At 66.3% G+C, this 16,769-nt stretch carries 16 protein-coding genes; 8 read left to right on the top strand and 8 right to left on the bottom strand.

Annotated features, from left to right (window positions below):
• Positions 1-112 precede the first annotated feature (112 nt).
• The 3 genes from CLU95_RS30670 (at position 113) to CLU95_RS19905 (ending at position 2,590) form a co-directional block, all read left to right on the top strand.
• The gene (locus CLU95_RS30670) at positions 113-229 is read left to right on the top strand and encodes an energy transducer TonB (protein ID WP_143606019.1); all 117 of its coding nucleotides are present in this window, start codon (positions 113-115) and stop codon (positions 227-229) included.
• A gap of 221 nt (positions 230-450) precedes the next feature.
• The gene (locus tag CLU95_RS19910) at positions 451-2,085 is read left to right on the top strand and encodes a WD40/YVTN/BNR-like repeat-containing protein (protein ID WP_180288647.1); all 1,635 of its coding nucleotides are present in this window, start codon (positions 451-453) and stop codon (positions 2,083-2,085) included.
• A gap of 64 nt (positions 2,086-2,149) precedes the next feature.
• The gene (locus CLU95_RS19905; protein ID WP_143606017.1) at positions 2,150-2,590 is read left to right on the top strand and encodes a hypothetical protein; all 441 of its coding nucleotides are present in this window, start codon (positions 2,150-2,152) and stop codon (positions 2,588-2,590) included.
• A gap of 399 nt (positions 2,591-2,989) precedes the next feature.
• Here CLU95_RS19905 and CLU95_RS19900 read toward each other — a convergent pair whose 3' ends face one another.
• On the bottom strand, positions 2,990-4,258 hold the full coding sequence (locus CLU95_RS19900; protein WP_099795193.1) for an MFS transporter: 1,269 nt from the start codon (positions 4,256-4,258) through the stop codon (positions 2,990-2,992).
• A 98-nt stretch (positions 4,259-4,356) separates the two neighbouring features.
• Here CLU95_RS19900 and CLU95_RS19895 point away from each other — a divergent pair, with 98 nt between their 5' ends.
• Positions 4,357-4,809 (top strand): GNAT family N-acetyltransferase, encoded by a 453-nt coding sequence (locus CLU95_RS19895; RefSeq protein ID WP_099795192.1) that lies wholly within the window; start codon positions 4,357-4,359, stop codon positions 4,807-4,809.
• 41 nt (positions 4,810-4,850) lie between these two features.
• Here the strand turns inward: CLU95_RS19895 and CLU95_RS30935 are convergent, their stop codons facing one another.
• The 6 genes from CLU95_RS30935 to CLU95_RS19870 form a co-directional block, all read right to left on the bottom strand.
• Positions 4,851-5,000, bottom strand: coding sequence for a hypothetical protein (locus CLU95_RS30935; protein WP_169805033.1), 150 nt, complete (start codon positions 4,998-5,000; stop codon positions 4,851-4,853).
• An 84-nt stretch (positions 5,001-5,084) separates the two neighbouring features.
• The gene (gene phnX / locus CLU95_RS19890) at positions 5,085-5,918 is read right to left on the bottom strand and encodes a phosphonoacetaldehyde hydrolase (RefSeq protein ID WP_099795191.1); all 834 of its coding nucleotides are present in this window, start codon (positions 5,916-5,918) and stop codon (positions 5,085-5,087) included.
• Positions 5,919-5,955: 37 nt separating this feature from the next.
• Positions 5,956-7,089 carry a TIGR03364 family FAD-dependent oxidoreductase gene (locus tag CLU95_RS19885; RefSeq protein WP_257214677.1) on the bottom strand — a complete coding sequence of 378 codons (1,134 nt, stop codon included), beginning with the start codon at positions 7,087-7,089 and terminating at the stop codon, positions 5,956-5,958.
• Entirely contained in the window at positions 7,089-8,798 is a 1,710-nt protein-coding gene (locus CLU95_RS19880; RefSeq protein WP_099795190.1) for a putative 2-aminoethylphosphonate ABC transporter permease subunit, read from the bottom strand. The genes CLU95_RS19885 and CLU95_RS19880 overlap by 1 nt, the downstream gene beginning before the upstream one ends.
• Positions 8,799-9,125: 327 nt before the next feature.
• Positions 9,126-10,199 (bottom strand): ABC transporter ATP-binding protein, encoded by a 1,074-nt coding sequence (locus CLU95_RS19875; RefSeq protein ID WP_099795189.1) that lies wholly within the window; start codon positions 10,197-10,199, stop codon positions 9,126-9,128.
• Between the two features lie 22 nt (positions 10,200-10,221).
• Positions 10,222-11,256 (bottom strand): putative 2-aminoethylphosphonate ABC transporter substrate-binding protein, encoded by a 1,035-nt coding sequence (locus CLU95_RS19870; RefSeq protein ID WP_099795188.1) that lies wholly within the window; start codon positions 11,254-11,256, stop codon positions 10,222-10,224.
• Positions 11,257-11,462: 206 nt separating this feature from the next.
• Here CLU95_RS19870 and CLU95_RS19865 point away from each other — a divergent pair, with 206 nt between their 5' ends.
• Entirely contained in the window at positions 11,463-12,023 is a 561-nt protein-coding gene (locus tag CLU95_RS19865) for a phosphonate degradation HD-domain oxygenase (protein ID WP_099795187.1), read from the top strand.
• A 106-nt stretch (positions 12,024-12,129) separates the two neighbouring features.
• The gene (locus tag CLU95_RS19860) at positions 12,130-13,950 is read left to right on the top strand and encodes an ABC transporter ATP-binding protein/permease (protein ID WP_099795186.1); all 1,821 of its coding nucleotides are present in this window, start codon (positions 12,130-12,132) and stop codon (positions 13,948-13,950) included.
• On the opposite strand, the gene queC is transcribed toward CLU95_RS19860, so the two are convergent.
• On the bottom strand, positions 13,932-14,636 hold the full coding sequence (gene queC / locus CLU95_RS19855; RefSeq protein WP_099797396.1) for a 7-cyano-7-deazaguanine synthase QueC: 705 nt from the start codon (positions 14,634-14,636) through the stop codon (positions 13,932-13,934). The genes CLU95_RS19860 and queC overlap by 19 nt on opposite strands.
• A gap of 80 nt (positions 14,637-14,716) precedes the next feature.
• Here queC and CLU95_RS19850 point away from each other — a divergent pair, with 80 nt between their 5' ends.
• A complete protein-coding gene (locus CLU95_RS19850) occupies positions 14,717-15,154 on the top strand; it encodes a DUF2177 family protein (protein ID WP_099797395.1) in 438 nt (145 codons plus the stop codon).
• A 118-nt stretch (positions 15,155-15,272) separates the two neighbouring features.
• Complete coding sequence (locus tag CLU95_RS19845; protein ID WP_099795185.1) at positions 15,273-16,745, top strand: alkaline phosphatase; 1,473 nt, start codon at positions 15,273-15,275, stop codon at positions 16,743-16,745.
• Positions 16,746-16,769: the final 24 nt, after the last annotated feature.

Here is a 16,769-nt window from a genome sequence, read left to right as displayed (position 1 = left end):
TCTTTTCGCAAGCTGATCGGAATCTGACGAAGCCGCGAGGGGAACTACGTACCGGGGGGGAAGGTGGGGAACGCGGGCGGGTCACAATGCCCCGGGGTCTCCTCCCGAAGGATTGCGGAACACCGATGAAGGCACCACGCCGGACGGCCTGCCGGCGACCGTCGAGGTGAAGCAGTCGAGCGGCCACACCAAGCTGGACCGCTCGGCTGTCGAGACCGTTCGCACGTAGCGATTCAAGCCGACGCCGGATGACGGCACGGTGGTGTGGCAGGAGGTGCCGATCCGGTTTTTCATCACGTCGCAGCAGCAGACGACGAGTTAGGGACGATTGGGTAGGCCCTGGGCAAATGCCTTTTTCAGCCTGCTATCGTCCAGCCGCGCCGGTAAGTTCCGTATCTGGCAGGCCTATATTTAGAACGAGCAAGGGCTGCGGCCCGATCAAGAAGAACGATGTTTAACTTCACTCGACAAGCGACAGTCAAGAATCCGAGGAGCTCGTTGTTTCGCCTCATGATCGCGCCGTGGTTGACAGTTTCTCTTCTGTTGAGCGGGTGTGCCATAGCGCCGATATCGCCTGAAGAGCGCGCGAAGAATGCACCGGGCTCACTGCAGTTGACCTCCGCGCAGGGGGTGGTCTCTCTGAAGATAACGTCCAATCGCGCACGGGTCTCCACGTACTTCAGTCAATGGTCCAAACTCTGGGTCAAGAACCTGGAGACTTCGGGCCTCACGTCGCTCTCGAATCGTTCCGACTCCATCGAAAACCACAGCTTGTTTGTAGGTGCGCTGCTTGCCGGAACATATGAGATCCATAGCGTTGAGAGTTCAGCCTCAGGCATGGCCACCCTTACCAACTTCGCCGATGCCTCCGATGTGCTTCCTGGGTTCGCAGTTGCGGCCGGCCAGCTGACCGATCTCGGCACGATCGCATTCATGCGCAAACACTATCCCGTCGACTCGCGGGAGTTCCAGTGGGGCATCGCTCCAGAGGCGTCCTTTGACAGACAAGCCATTCTTCGGCGCCTCAATCCAGTGCTGCGTGATCAATTGAGTGTGCGGCCGGTCTTAGGATGGAGCGATGGTGACCGGCTTCGCGCGCGGCGCAAGACCCATGACCAGTTCCTGGGGTTGACCATGCGGGCTGCCTCTCCGGTGCTGCAGCCCGATGGCAGCGCTCTGTTCGGTGAATCGTTCGGTCAAATTGCCGTGCGAAGTGCACAAGGGACTTGGTCATTTCTGCAGACACCGACCTCACAGCCGATTCGGTCCTTGCATGTGGGTCGTGGCGGCGAGTTGTATGCGGGCTCTGACAATGGCCTCTTGATGGTGCGTCGCACAGCCACAGGCAGCTGGGAGTCGATTGCGTTGCCGGCCGATGATTCGTCCGTCATCCACGTCGGTCCATTGCCAGGCAGCGCCGATGTACTCGTTGTGCTTCAAACGAGCGATCGATTCCTTGGGCTTTCTGTCGACGCTGCGCCAAACCGTCCCTTGAAGGAGCAGTTCTCGAAGCCCCGTGCACTCTTTTCGAACCCAATGAACGACGTGCGCGGATATGTTCTCGAGGCAAGCAGCCAGGTGCTTTTTGCCATGGGAGCGTTTCAGAGCAAGACGGAGGTTCTCAAATACAGCGGCACAGATCCGATCTGGAGGGATGTTTCCTCGGGCGACGAGAACGTTCCTTCCAACTGGGCCTCCCTGAACGATGGAAGCGTCGGCCGCTTTGCTGGCATTCCGATGACGGGCATGTACTTCATGACCTCCCAGGACAATGGCAAGAGCTGGGAAAGACGTGGTGATCTCAACTGGGCCAATGGCAGCTTGCTGTTTGTCTCGGAGAAAGTCGGCTATGTCATTCGTCTCGACTCCAGGGCGGCTTTTGATCCGGAGCTGATTGAACAGTCCGTGTGGAGAACCAATGACGCCGGTCATACATGGTCCCTGGCTGGTTCGCCAAAGACCATCGGCGGCGCCCTCGTCGCATTGGGTGGTACAGAAAAAATAGGCTATGTCGGTCTGAATGGCAGGTTCATGGTTTCAGTGGATGGCGGAAAGACCTGGCGGGCAGAGCGAGTTCTTCCGTAGCCCTCCGCCCACGTTGAAATCGAACGATCGAATTCCGCCACGAGGCCGACTCAAGCAGGGAGACTTGAAATTGGAAGAAGCACAAACAGCGTACTTTCTGGATCGCTACTCCAGGATGACCGACGAGGAACTCTCGTATCTCCTCGTCACCCGTGGCGACAGCCTCTCGGAGGAGGCTGGCAATGCGCTTCGCATCGTTTTGAGCGGACGCAACCCAAGTGGGATTCGAGACGAAATCCGAGCGACAGCGGCCGACGTGGGAGCGCAAGTGGAACGCGCCAAAGAAGAGGCTCGCAAGAAAGCAGAGAGTGAACGAGCGACTCGCACAGGCGTTCGCTTTGCATGCATCGGCCTCTTCGTCATCGGCCTGTTCGTACTGATGCTCGGACCCACCGAAGGTGGCACGGCACTCTGTGTTGCCGCGCTCGCGATCTTCCTGTACTTCGAGATTCACCGATTGATTCGACGCTTCTTCGCTGCGCTTTTCAACCCGGACTCTCGGTGAAGTTGATCGACTACCGCAATCAATCAGCGCCGCCGCTCACATGGATGCAACTCGAATCCTCCTCGCGTTCCTGATCGCACTGGCCTTGGGTGTGTTCGCTTGGGACAGGTACAACCATCGCAAGGCGCGGCGAACAAGCTCGTCGTGGAACTGCTTTCGATGCGGTGTGGAACTGGGGCCCATGCAGTCCGTTCACATCCGCGTTGCTGGTGGTCCGGGACCCGCCACTTTGGCCCGGGCATGCAAGAAGTGCGCGAGGCGCGATGCGTGCATCTATTGGGCAGGCATGGGTCTGCTAGGGACTCTGCTTGTCGCTACCGGCGTTTTCCTGGCGTTGGCATAGAAAAGCCTTGATCGAATACCTGCCGCGTCAAGAGGCGGAAGAGGCAGCCTGCGGCCTCAAGCCGCCACCGCCATCCCACCCCGCCGCATCCGGCTCACCCTGAACAACAGGAACGCCGCGATGCTCACGTTCACCAGGTTCCATCCAATGCCGTTCAGGAAGGCCGCGTGATAGCTGCCCGTCAGGTCGAAGACCTTGCCTGACATCCAGCCGCCCAACGCCATGCCGAACAGCGTGAACATCAGCACCGTGCCCACGCGCGCGCCGGCTTCCTTGGGCGGAAAGTGCTCGCGCACGATGATTGCGTACGAGGGCACGATGCCGCCCTGGAACAGGCCGAACAGCGCCGAGATCACATACAGCGGCACCAGCCCGTCGAAGGGCAGGAACAGCAGCAGCGCCACGCACTGCAGCACACCGCCCAGCATCAGCGTGCGCAGCCCGCCGATGCGGTCGCAGATGGCGCCCGACACCAGCCGGCTCACGATGCCGAAACCCAGCATCAGCGACAGCATCATCGCGCCCTGCGCCGGACCGTAGCCTAGGTCGCCGCAGTAGGCCACGATGTGCACCTGCGGCATCGCCATCGCCACGCAGCAGGCCACGCCCGCCACGCACAGCAGGCCCTGCGCCGTGCCCAGGCTCAGGCCGAAGGGCCGCGTCATGTCGCGCACCAGGGTGCTGCCCGCCACCTGCGACACCGGCGCCACCTCGGCCAGTGCCGGTGGCCGTGCGCGGAAGAACAGCGCGAGCAGCGCCATCGTCAGGCCGCAGAAGATGCCCATGCCGATGTAGGTCTGGCGCCAGCCCACCTGCTCGACGAAGTGCTGCGCGATGGGCGGCCACACCGCGCCTGCCAGGTAGTTGCCGCTGGCGCACACCGCCACCGCAATGCCGCGCCGCTTGACGAACCACAGCGAGGTGTCGGCCACCAGCGGCGCAAAGGCCACCGAGCTGCCGAGCAGGCCGACCAGCAGCGCCTGCGCGACGGTGAAGGACACGATGCCTTCCGACATGCCCGTGGCGATGTAGCCGGCGGCCAGGAAGACCGAGCCCATCAGCATCGGCTTCATCACGCCGATGCGGTCGGCCAGCTTGCCCATGAGCACGCCACCGAAGCCGAAGCCCAGCATCAGCAGCGTGTAGGGCATGGAGGCATCGGCGCGCGCCACGCCGAACTCGGCCTGCACGGCGGGCAGCATGACCGACACCACGTACATGCCGCTGCTGCCGACCGTCATGACCAGCAGCGTGAGCGCCAGGCGCACCATGGCGTAGCGCGAGTCGGGCTGGTGGACGATGGTTGTCGCTGGGGTCGTCTTCATTCTCTTTGTCTCCACGCATGCATCGGGCCGTGCACGTCGTGTGGCATTCTCGCGGAAGGCTGCGTCGCTTGCTGCGCGTGCCCTCGAGAACCCAACGCATGCAAATCACCTACAGACAGGCCGTGCCTGAAGACACGCCCGCGTGCCTCGACCTGCGAGGCCGCACGCGAGAGAACGCCTTCTCGGTCGAAGACCTGAAGGCGCTCGGCATCACGTTGGAAAGCTGGCAAGCCGGCATCGCCGACGGCTCCCTGCCCGGCTACGTTGCCTTCGTCGATGGCGCGCTGGCCGGCTACTGCTTCGGCGAGCGGGACACCGGCGAGATCGGCGTGCTGGCGCTGCTGCCTGCGTACGAAGGCCAGGGCATCGGCAAGGCGCTGCTCGCACTGATGGTCGAAGAGTTCAAAGGGCTCGGCTTCCAGCAGCTCTTCCTGGGCTGTTCGCCCGATCCGCAGGTGCGCTCACACGGGTTCTACCGGCACCTGGGCTGGAAGCCCACGGGCGAATTCGATGCAGCGGGCGATGAAGTGCTGGCGTACGTCCCGTCCTGAGACGTTCGCCGCGGCCGGTGCGCTGAAACGCCCCGGCAGCCTCAGCCCACGAACGGCGCAGGCGCCATCACCACCACGACGCTCGACGACAAGAAGGCCTTCGGCATCGGAGTGCCGGGCTTGCGCTTGCCGTCGCAGGCCGCTGTCAGCAGGCCGAGACAGAGCAGAAGAACAAAGGCTGTGCTTCGCATGCGGCGCATGCTAAGCCCGCGATGGGGTGCGTCAAGTCGGACGGCAGCGCCAGCCACCGTCGGCGAAGCGCACTTTTTTCTGCTTCAGCGCAAGAGGACTTCCGGGCGCTCGCCGGCCTGCAGGCGGCGTTCGATGTCTTCCAGAACGTTCGGCAGGTCGGCCACGCTGTCGATCACGTAGTGCGCGCCGGCGGCTTCCAACTCGGCGGTGGCGCGGGCGCGGCGGGCCTGCTGGCCGTCGAGGTCGAGGGCCTGCCACTCGGCCAGCGTCAGGCCGTTGACGTTGCCGCTGACCGACACGCCGACGGCCCAGGTGCCGGCGTTGAGGCCTTCCTGCAGGCCCACGCCGGTGTCGTCGACCTTGACGACGGTGTGCGGCGGCCACACGCCGAGGTCGGCGAAGCAGCGGTACATCATGAGCGGCGACGGGCGTCCCGCCGCGAGGTCGCCCGCGCACACGAGGTTGTCGGGCGTGTAGCCACCGGCCGTGGCCAGCGGCGTGACGACGTCCATGATCGGGCGGTTGTAGCCGGTGGTCGAACCGATCTTCAGGCCGCGCTCGCGCGCCGCGTGGACGGCCTCGAGGGCGCCCGGAATGAAGTCGGTGTGGTCGCGCACGCTGGCCGCGTTCATGGGCGTGAACACCTCGTACAGGCGGTCGACGTCGGCGTCGCTGAAGGCATGGCCGTGCTTCGTCTCCCACTGCGCGGCGATGCGCGGCTGCATGCCCAGCGCCTTGATGTGGTCCCACTTGGCCATGCCCATCGGGGCGCGCGCCTCGTCGATGGTGATGTCGATGCCGAACTGTTCGAACAGCTTCACGAAGGCGCCCATGGGCGCGCAGGAACCGAAGTCGAGGATGGTGCCGGCCCAGTCGAAGACGACGGCCTGCAGCTTGGAATGGTGATGGGCGTTCATGGCGACACAGGAGGAAAGGTCAGGAAGGTGACGGCGATCACCACGCGTCGAACACGTCGGCGGCAATGCCGAAACCGGTGCTCGCGCCGCTGCCGCTGGTGACCAGCACCACGCGCGTGGCGTCGTCGGGTGCGTCGATCACGCAGGGCGTGGTTTTGGACGACGGGTACACGCCGGTCCAGCGTTCGGTGACCTGCGCGGTCTCGAGGTTGAGCGTGCTGCGCAGGTGGCGCAGGATGAGCTGGTCGACCGCTTCGATGGCAAAGGGTTCGGGCGCGTCGCCGTAGTGGTGCGAATCGCCGACCACCAGCGAGCCGTCAGCGCTCTGCACGACGATGAGGTGGATGCCGTGGTCGAGCGAGGCGCGCTCTTCCTGCATCAGCCGCTCGCGCAGCGCCGCCGCTTCGGGCAGGCTGCTGTAGCCCTCGTAGCGCACGAGGCTCAGGTCGGTCATCACGGCACCCGGCAAACGAAAGCCCGCCTCGGGCTGCACGCGCAGCATCTGCAGGCGGCACAGCGTGAGGTCGTGCGTGGCGATGCGCCCGGCGAACAGGCCGTGCAGCTCGGTGTTGGTGCAGACCACCACGCGCTCGCCGCGCAGGGTGCCGCGCGAGGTGCGCACGCGCGGGGTTTCGACTTCGTGCACGGTTTCGCCGAAGCGAAACACGACGCCGTGCGCCTCGGCCAGCCAGCGTGCGAGCAGGCCGACGGCGGTGCGCGATTCGACTCGCAGCTCGTGCGGGCTGAACAGCACCGAGCGCGCCTGCGCCAGGTTGAGCCCGGGCGCGCGCGCCTGCGCATCGGCGGCGTCGATGAGCGCGCAGGCCTCGGCCATCGGCGTGCGCAAGAAAGCTTCGAGCACGGCATGCGCCTCGGGCCGGTAGGCCGCGAGCCAGAGGTGGCGGTGCACGATGTCGATGCCGGCCTGCGGCGCGATGGCCTGCCACACGTCGCGTGAATGCATGGCGCGGCGCCACATGTCGCCCGGCGCCTGGCCGGTGACGGTGATGAAGCCGAAGTTGCGGATCGATGCGCCCAGGCAGGCTGCATCGCGCTCGACCACGCACACCTTGAGGCCGCGCTGTGCGGCGGTGTACGCATGGGCCAAGCCGACGATGCCGGCACCGACCACGATCACATCGAAGCTCTCGACGGACATGCTCGGGCTCATCAACGTTGCCTCCAGGCTTGCGTGCGCTTCAGTGCCCAGTGCCCGGCCAGCGCGAACAGGCCGCGGCCGACGGCGGCCGTGAGCATGATGAGCGAGGCCATGGCCGCGGCGGGCGCCACGTCGCCAGCGTCGTCCATGTTGAGCACGGCGATGGCGGCCAGCGTGGTCTGTGGCGAATAGAGGAAAACGACGGCCGACACGGTGGTCATCGCATTGACGAAGAAATAGCCGGCCACGTTCAGCACAGTGGGCAGCGCCACCGGCAGGTGCACGCGCCACAGCGTGCGCCAGAACGGCACGCCCATCGATTCGGACACCAGCTCGTACTCGCGGTCGAGCTGGCGCAGCGCGGTGAGCGAGGTGAGGTGCGCCACCGAAAAGAAGTGCGCCACGGTGCAGATCACCAAAATCGCCATGCCGCCGTACAGGCCGTGCAGCGGGTTCGCCGCCGAGTTGAAGAAGAAGATGTAGCCCACGCCGAGCACGAGCCCCGGCACCGCGAGCGGCAGGTTGGCCAGCAGGTTCAGCAGTTCGCGCAGCAGGCCGAAGTGGCGCGGCTTCTCCACGAAGTAGGCCGACACGAAGGTGGCGAACGCGCCCGCCACGGCCGCGTACAGCGCCAGGCGCAGCGAGTTGCTGTAGCTGCCCCAGCCGCCGCCGTCCATGTTGCTGAAGTCGTAGTTCTTCAGCGACGGCGTGAGCTTGTAGGGCCAATAGGTAGCGAGCGAGGCGAACACGGCCATGCCGATCATCACGACGATGGCGATGGCGGTGAGCGTGCAGAACACGAGCAGCGCGCGGTCGCGCGACTTCACGGGTTCGGGCTGGTAGGGCGTGGCGCGCGCCGACAGCGCCGCGGCCTGCTTGCGGCGCACGCGCCGCTCGACCAGGAACGACAGCACCGCCGGAATCAGCAGCACGAGGCCGACCACCGCGCCCATCTGGAAGTTCTGCTGCCCGACCACCTGCTTGTAGATGTCGGTCGCGAGCACGCCGGTCTGGCCGCCCACCACCTTGGGCACGCCGAAGTCGGTGATGACGAGCACGAACACGACCATCGCAGCCACGATGAGGCCGTAGCGCGACGCCGGCAGCGTGACGGTGCGAAAAATGCGCCAGCGCGAGGCACCCAGCGTCTGCGCGGCTTCGTACAAGCGCCCGTCGGACGTGGCCATGGCCGTGGTGAGGATCAGCAGCGCATGCGGCAGCGTCCAGAACACCGAACCGAGCACGATGCCCAGCGGGCCGTAGATCGACAGATCGCCCAGCAGCCCCTTGAACAGGCCCTGGTTGCCGAACAGGTAGATCAGGCTGATGGCCGGCAGCAGCGAGGGCGCAAGCAGCGGCATGAGCGCCACGGCGCGCAGCAGCCCCTTGGCGGGCATGCACGAGAGCGTGAGGCCGTAGGCGTACACGTAGGCGATAGAGGTGCAAAGCACGGCGCTGATCACTGCAAGGCCGACGCTATTGAAGGCCGACTGAACGAGCGCGGGGCTCTCGAGGTAGCGCGCAAAATTCGTCAAGCCGACGAACGCGCCGGCGCGGTCGTAGAAGCTCTGGCCGACCAGTGCGCCGACGGGGAGCGCGACGATCACGACCAGGAGCAGCACGACCAGCAGCGCGGCGGCGCCGGTGAGCCAGCGTTCGCGGTCGAAGTGGACCGTGCGAGGGATCGCGATCGGGGCGAGGGCTTCGGAAGGGGTGCTCATGTTGTTCTTTTTTTGGTGTCGTTGTTCGGGGCGTGTGCACAGGACACCGGGTACTCCCCTCCGCGAATGTCCCCCGGGCTTCGCCCTCCTCCTTGATTTCGCTGCGGGTAGCACCCAGTGCCCTGTGCACGAGGGCACGCTGTCGGTTTGCGGCCGATCAACGACCGTTGCGAACAACGCTCACGCTGATGGGGTGCCTTGCGCAGCGAAATCAAGGAGGAGGCCGCAGGCCGGGGGACATTCGCGGAGCAAGGTGCCCCGTCGGCGGGAGCGCGCCCTGAAGGACTGCGCTCCCAACGACAAGGCGCCGACAAGCCCGATGTCATTTCATTGCGCCAGAACCGACAGCGCGTTCAAAGGCAACTGGATGTGCACCATGCTGCTGGGCACCAGCGGCTCTTCGCCGCCGCTGCGCGCATCGGCGGGCAGCTCGGCCTCGATCTCGATGCCCAGCGGCTCGCAGGCCAGGCGCGCCGAGGTGCGGTTGCCGAAGAACTCGGTGTCGAGCAGGCGTGCGGCAAAACTGTTGGTGCCGAGTTCGGAACCGAAGCGCTTCACCACCACATGCTCGGGGCGGATGCCCACGGTGGCTTGCGAACCGACGCTCAGGTTGCCCGGTGCGCAGAAGAGTTCGCTGTCGCGCACGCGCACCTTGCCGCCGGCCAGCACGGTGGCGGGCAGCATGTTCATGCGGCCCACGAAGCCCGCCGCGAAGCGGGTGCGCGGCTGGCGGTACAGCTCGTCGGGCGTGCCGGCCTGCTCGATGCGGCCGTTGTGCATCAGCACCACGCGGTCGGCCATCGAGAGGGCTTCTTCCTGGTCGTGCGTGACCATGATGGTGACGATGCCCAGGCGCCTTTGCAGCGCGCGGATTTCGCTGCGCAGCGTGGCACGCACCTGCGCGTCGAGCGCGGAGAGCGGCTCGTCGAGCAGGAGCAGGCGCGGGTTGGGCGCCAGGGCACGTGCCAGGGCGATGCGCTGCTGCTGGCCGCCCGAGAGCTGCACGGGGTACTTGTCGGCATGCGCGGCGAGTCCGACGAGGTCGAGCATTTCGCGCGAGCGCTTGGCCATTTCGCGCGCCAAGGCGCCCGTGGGGTGCAGGCCGTAGGCGATGTTCTGTGCCGCCGTGAGGTTGGGGAACAGCGCATACGACTGGAACACCACGCCGAAGCCGCGCGCCGCGGGCGGCAGGCCCGCGATGTCCTGGCCGCCGAGCAGAATCTGCCCGCTGTCGGCGCGCTCGATGCCGCACACGATGCGCAGCAGCGTGGTCTTGCCGCAGCCCGAGGGACCGAGCAGGCAGACGAACTCGCCAGGCTCGATGTCCAGGTCGATGCCGTCGAGCACGCGCGTGGCGCCAAAGGACTTGCCGATGCCGCGAAGGGAGAGAAAGCTGGTCATGTGCGGCTACCCGGAATCCCGATCACATCGGCTTTTTTTCGGCCTTGGCGTCGTAGCGCTTCGACCATTCCGTCAGGATGCGGTCGCGGTTCGATGCAGCCCAGTTGAAGTCGTTCTTGGCCAGCAGCTTCTCGACGTCGCCCGGCACGAACTCGAGCTTTTCCTGGATGCCCGGCAGCGCGAGCACGGCGAAGTTCTTCGCGTACAGCTCGTTGGCCTGCTTCGTCACGGCCCAGTCGGCCAGGGCCTTGGCGGCGTCCTGCTTCTTGCTGGTCTTCATGATGCCGGTGGCTTCCATGTCCCAGCCCAGGCCTTCCTTGGGCAGCACGATGTCGATGGGCGCGCCGTCGCGCTTGGTCTTGTTGGCGCGGTATTCGAACGACATGCCGAGCGCGAACTCGCCGGCGCCGGCCTGGCGGCAGGGCTTGCTGCCCGACAGGCTGTACACGCCGATGTTCTGGTGCAGCGCGTCCATGTACTTCCAGGCCTTGTCTTCGCCCATCATCTGGATCCAGCCCGACACCATGAGGTAGCCGGTGCCCGAGGCAGCGGGGTTGGGCATGGTGATCTGGCCCTTGTAGACCGGGTTGGTCAGGTCGGCCCAGCTGGTGGGCTTGGGCAGGCTCTTCTTCGTGGCTTCCACGGTGTTGAAGCAGATGGCCGACGACCACACGTCCATGCCGACCCACTTGGGCGGGTTGGCGGTGTCGCGCATGGTGGGCTTGATGGCGTCCAGGCCCTTGGGCGCGTAGGGCTGGAGCATGCCTTCCTTGTCGAGCAGCATGAGCGAGGTGGCGGCCAGGCCCCACACCACATCGGCTTGCGGGTTGGCCTTTTCGGCCAGCAGCTTGGCGGTGACGATGCCGGTGGAGTCGCGCACGAACTTCAGTTCGATGTTGGGGTTCTCCTTTTCGAAGGCGGCCTTGTAGGCCTGCACCTGGTCGGCTTCGAGCGCGGTGTAGACCAGCAACTCGGTGCGGCCCTGGGCCGAGGCGGCGAAAGCCAGCGAGAACAAGGCGGCGGGCACGGCGGCCCACATCAGACGACGATGCAGCATGGGAGATTCCCTCGAGGTAAGAACAGGCGGTGTACGCAAAAAGAAAACACGGCCGAGGCCGTGAACGCAGCGATGCTCGCAGCGGTTTGTGACAAAGGTTTGTCACATGGCAGTACCCGCGCTGCGGCGTTTGCACTTTCGTCACACGGCTGTCATCGAGCGGCGCGAGCCTGTACAGGCTGTCGCACCCGTTCTTTTGCAATCCCATGACACTCGACCTCGCCGAGATCGCCCGCCTGTTCGCCGAACGCGGTGGGCTGGCGTACGCGGGCGAACCGGTGTCGCAGCTCGAACACGCGTTGCAATGCGCCTGGCTGGCCGAACAGGCCAGCGCCGGCGACACGCTCGTGACGGCTGCATTGCTGCACGACCTGGGGCACCTGCTGATCGCCGAGCACCAGACGCTGTCGCACGCGCCCACCGAACTGGGCATTGACGACCGCCACCAGTACATCGCGCTGCCGCTGCTGCGCGGCGCCTTCGACGTGGCGGTGCGCGAACCGATCCGCCTGCACGTGGACGCCAAGCGCTACCTGTGCGCGACGCGCCCGGGCTACGCCTCGAAGCTCTCGCCCGATTCGGTGCGCAGCCTGGCGCTGCAGGGCGGCGTGATGGACGACGAGGCGGCGCAGCGCTTTGCCGGCCTGCCGTGGTCGGGCGACGCGGTGCGGCTGCGGCTGTGGGACGAAGAGGCCAAGGCCGAGGGGCTGCGAACGCCCCCGCTGGCGCATTTCCTGGCGACGGCGGCGCGCGTGATGCTGCGCTGAGGGTTGACGGGGTGGCGGGAGCCGCCTTCAGCCCCGCTTAAGACGCAGTTGTCTACGATGGGCCCCTCACGAGGTCCGGCGCATCAGCGCCTGCGAGGAAATCCGCATGTCATCTGCTCCATCCCCCACCGTCGCGGCGCGTGCCCACACGTTCGTCCAGGTCGTGCGCCGCGTGCTCCGGCTCGCGGCGCCCTATTTCAGCTCGGACGAAGAGAAATGGCGGGCGCGCCTCATGTTCGCGGGCATCGTGGCGTTGAACCTGGCGTACGTGTATGCGCTGGTGCTCTTCAACCAGTGGTACGGGCGCTTCTATGACGGGCTGCAGAACAAGGACGCGGTGGTTTTCTGGCGCGAGATCCGCGTGTTCGCCTGGCTGGCCTTCTTCAACATCGCGATCCAGGTGGCGAAGTTCTACCTGACGCAGCTGCTGCAGCTGCGCTGGCGCTCCTGGATGACCCGGAACTACCTCGGCCGCTGGATGGCCGACCGGACCTTCTATCACCTGGAGTTGGCCCGCTACGCGCACGCCGACGGCACCACGCCCGACAACCCCGACCAGCGCATCCAGGAGGACATGCAGATGTTCACCAATGCCACGATGACGCTGTCGATGGAAATCCTGAACGCGGTGGTCACGCTGCTGAGCTTCATCGGCATCCTGTGGGGCCTGTCGGGCACCTTCGACCTGTCGCTGGGTGGGAGCACCTACCAGATCGCCGGCTCGATGGTGTGGCTGGCGCTGGTCTACTGCGTGGTCGGCACGGTCATCACGCACTTCATCGGCCGGCCGCTGATCGGCCTGAACTTCCGCCAGCAGCGTTTCGAGGCCGACTTTCGCCACCATCTGGTGCGCGTGCGCGAGTACAGCGAAGCCATCGCACTCGACCGCGGCGAGACCGTGGAGCGCGGCCAGCTCGACACGCGCTTCGGCGCGGTGCTGCGCAACTACCTGCAGCTGATCAAGCAGCAGAAGAACCTGGTGACCTTCACCTCGTTCTTCGGGCAGGCCTCGGTGATCTTTCCGTTCATCGTGTCGGCGCCGCGCTTCTTCAGCGGTGCCATCCAGCTGGGCGGACTGATCCAGATTTCATCGGCCTTCGACAAGGTGCAGGAATCGCTGAGCTGGTTCGTCGCCAACTACGACCGCGTGGCCGTCTGGCGCGCCACCACCGACCGCCTGATCAGCTTCGACGACGCGATGCGCGCCCATGCCGCGCGCACGAGCGAAGACGCCCTGCAGCGCGAGAACGACGCGCCGGCACTGAGCACCACTGGCCTCACGGTCGCGCTGCCCAATGGCACGCAGCTGCTGGCCGGCGCCGCACTGGCGGTGCGCCCCGGCGACAGCGTGCTGCTGCAAGGCCCGTCGGGCAGCGGCAAGTCGACGCTGTTCCGCACCTTCGCGGGCATCTGGCCGTTTGCGAGTGGCAAGGTGCAGGCGCCGGCCGATGCGGTCTTCATGCCGCAGCGCCCCTACCTGCCCGACGGCAAGCTGCGCGAGGCGCTGACCTACCCGCACCCGGCCGCCGGCTTCAGCGATGAACAACTGCGCCAGGCGCTGGTCGATGCGCTTCTGCCCGACCTCGTGAACCGGCTCGACGACAGCGATGCCTGGAGCCAGAAGCTCTCGGGCGGCGAACAGCAGCGGCTGGCCATCGCGCGGGTGTTGCTGAAAAAACCGGCCTGGCTCTTCGCCGACGAAGTGACCAGCGCACTCGATGCGCCGGCCGAAGCCGTGCTCTACCAGCGGCTTGCCGACACGGTGCGGGCAGGCGGCGGGGCGATGGTGTCGATCGCGCACCGACCGGCCGTGGGCGATTTCCATGGCCAGCGATGGATGCTGGTGCCGCAGGAAGAAAGCGCAGGCGGCGGCGCGCGCTACCGGCTCGATACCACTGCGGCTACGGCTCAGCCCGCAGCGACGTAGCGCTCCCAGCCCTTCTTGCGCAGGTCGCAGGCCGGGCATTCGCCGCAGCCGTAGCCCCAGGCCTGGCGATGCTCGCGATCGCCGAGGTAGCAGGTGTGGGTTTCTTCGACGATCAGGTCGACCAGCGGCTGGCCGCCCAGGCGGTGGGCCAGCGCCCAGGTCTCGGCCTTGTCGATCCACATGAGCGGCGTCTCGATGACGAGGCGGCGCTCCAGGCCCAGCGACAGTGCGAGCTGCATCGCCTTCATGGTGTCGTCGCGACAGTCGGGGTAGCCCGAGAAGTCGGTCTCGCAGACACCGGTGACGATCACCTGCAGCCCGCGCCGGTAGGCCAGCGCGCCCGCGAGCGTGAGGAACAGCAGGTTGCGCCCGGGCACGAAGGTGTTGGGCAGGCCGTCGGCCTGCATGGCGAAGGCGACTTCTTCGGTGAGCGACGAGCCGCCGAGCTGGGCCAGCGCGGCCAGCGTGAGCACGTGGTCTTCGCCCAGGCGCGGCGCCCATTCGGGAAAACGCTCGCGCATCTGGGCGAGCACGGTGCCGCGCACGTCGAGCTCGACGCGGTGACGCTGGCCGTAGTCGAAGCCCAGGGTTTCGACACGCTGGTACTTGGACAGGGCTTCGGCCAGGCAGGTGGCCGAGTCCTGGCCGCCGGAAAACAGAACGAGGGCGGTGGTGTGCAGGGGCATGTCCGTCAACGGCGGGGCCGTTGTAGTCCAAACACGCGATTTTCGCAGCCGTTCGGCCTGGCGCCGCTACGATGCCCCGCATGACCGCCAGACACCTTCTCGCATGGGCCGCCACCCTGGTGGTGCTGCTGGCGCTCGACACGCTCTGGCTCGGCTTCGTCGCCGACGGCCTCTACCAGCGCGAGATGGGCACGCTGATGTCGCCCGACCCGCGGCTGGGCGTGGCCACGGCGTTCTACCTGCTCTACCCGATCGGCCTGCTGGTCTTCGCCATCGTGCCGGGCCTGCGGGCGCAAGGCGTGGTGCGCGCGGCGCTGCTGGGCGGCCTGTTCGGCCTCTTCTGCTACGGCACCTACGACCTGACGAACCTGGCCGTGGTCCGCGGCTGGCCGCTGGCGCTGTCGTTCATCGACATGGCCTGGGGCACGCTGGTCAGTGGCGTGGCAACCGGTGCGGGTGCACTGGCGTGGCGCTGGCACATGACACGCCAAAGACAGTCGCCCACAAACAAAGACTGAACTTTCGCGGCCGGCGTGCATCGTCACGCCCGAGTCACCTGACGTCTTTAGATTGCGCTCCCTGAGTCGGTACGCAGCACGCGCGCCGAACGTCACGACCTCCGAGGGAGTTAGCTGCATGAACCACCGTTTGATCGCCCCGGCGCTGCTGGGCGCTTCACTGATGCTGTCCGCCTGCGGCGGCAGCAACAACAACAGCCCGTCGCTGCCGTTTCTTCCGCCGCCCACCACGCCGCCGCCGGCCGCGCAGGCACAGAAGAACATCCTGTTCTTCCTGGGCGACGGCATGGGCATCACCACGCTGACCGCCGCGCGCATCTACAAGGTCGGCGAGGACGGCGACCTGACGATCGACACGCTGCCCGAGACCGCCTTCGTCCACACCTACTCGAACGACGCACAGGTGACCGACAGCGCGCCCTCGATGTCGGCCTACATGACCGGTGTGAAGATGAACAACGAGGTCATCTCGATGAGCGCCGAAACCAAGGCCACCGACGCCGCGGGCAAGGCCTACCACGTCAACTTCGACAGCACTTGCCCCTCGGGCAACGGCCAGGCCGTCGACACGCTGCTGGAGCAGAGCAAGGCCAAGGGCTACGCCACCGGCGTGGTCACGACCACGCGCATCACGCACGCCACGCCCGCCGCCACGTATTCGCACGTGTGCCACCGTGACGCCGAGAACACCATCGCCGCCGCGCTGGTGCCGGGCGGCGCCGGCTACAACGGCAAGCTGGGCGACGGCGTCGACGTGTTCTTCGGTGGCGGCACCGACTACTTCACGGCCAAGGAAGCCGGCGGCAAGCGCAACGACAAGCGCGACCTGATCGCCGAGCTGAAGACCGCGAAGTACAGCTTCGCCGCCAGCCGGGCCGAGTTCGACAAGCTGCCGGCCGACGGCGCCACCAAGATCGCCGGCCTCTTCACCAAGAGCCACATGGCCTACGACCTGGACCGCAACCCGACCAAGGAACCCAGCCTGGCCGAGATGACCGGCAAGGCCATCGACGCGCTGGCCGCGCGCAAGAAGGGCTTCTTCCTGATGGTGGAAGGCGGACGCATCGACCACGCCCTGCACGCCACCAACGCGCGCCGCGCGCTGCAGGACACCGGCGCCTTCGACGACGCCATCAAGCTGGCGCTGCAGAAGATGCAGACCATCGACCCGGGCCTGAAGAACACGCTGGTGGTGGTCACGGCCGACCACGACCACACGCTGCAGCTCAACGGCTATGCCGCGCGCACGGGCAAGACCGAATCGGGTAAGCCCGGCGTGCTCGGCCTGGTGAAGGACTACGTCGACACCAGCAAGACCAGCAAGGACGTGAACGGCATGCCCTACACCATCATCGGTTTCGGCAACGGCCCGAACCGCACGGCGCGCGACATCGCGATCAGCGAGGCCGACCTGGAGCTGGCCGACTACCGCCAGGAAGCCGTGGTGCCGATGGACCCCGCGAGCGATTCCGAAACCCACGGCGGCGCCGACGTGTTCCTGGGCGCGCAAGGCCTGGGCGCCGACAACTTCTCGGGCGTGATCACCAACACCGACGTGTTCGGCCTGATCCGGAAGGCGGTCGGCCTGTGAGGGGCGGCAACCACGCATCGACGA

The sequence above is a fragment of the Variovorax sp. 54 genome (assembly GCF_002754375.1).
In the GTDB taxonomy this organism is placed as follows: Bacteria; Pseudomonadota; Gammaproteobacteria; order Burkholderiales; family Burkholderiaceae_C; genus Variovorax.
The sequence above is the reverse complement of the archived record's forward strand: the minus strand, read 5'-3'. Positions and strand labels throughout refer to the sequence as shown.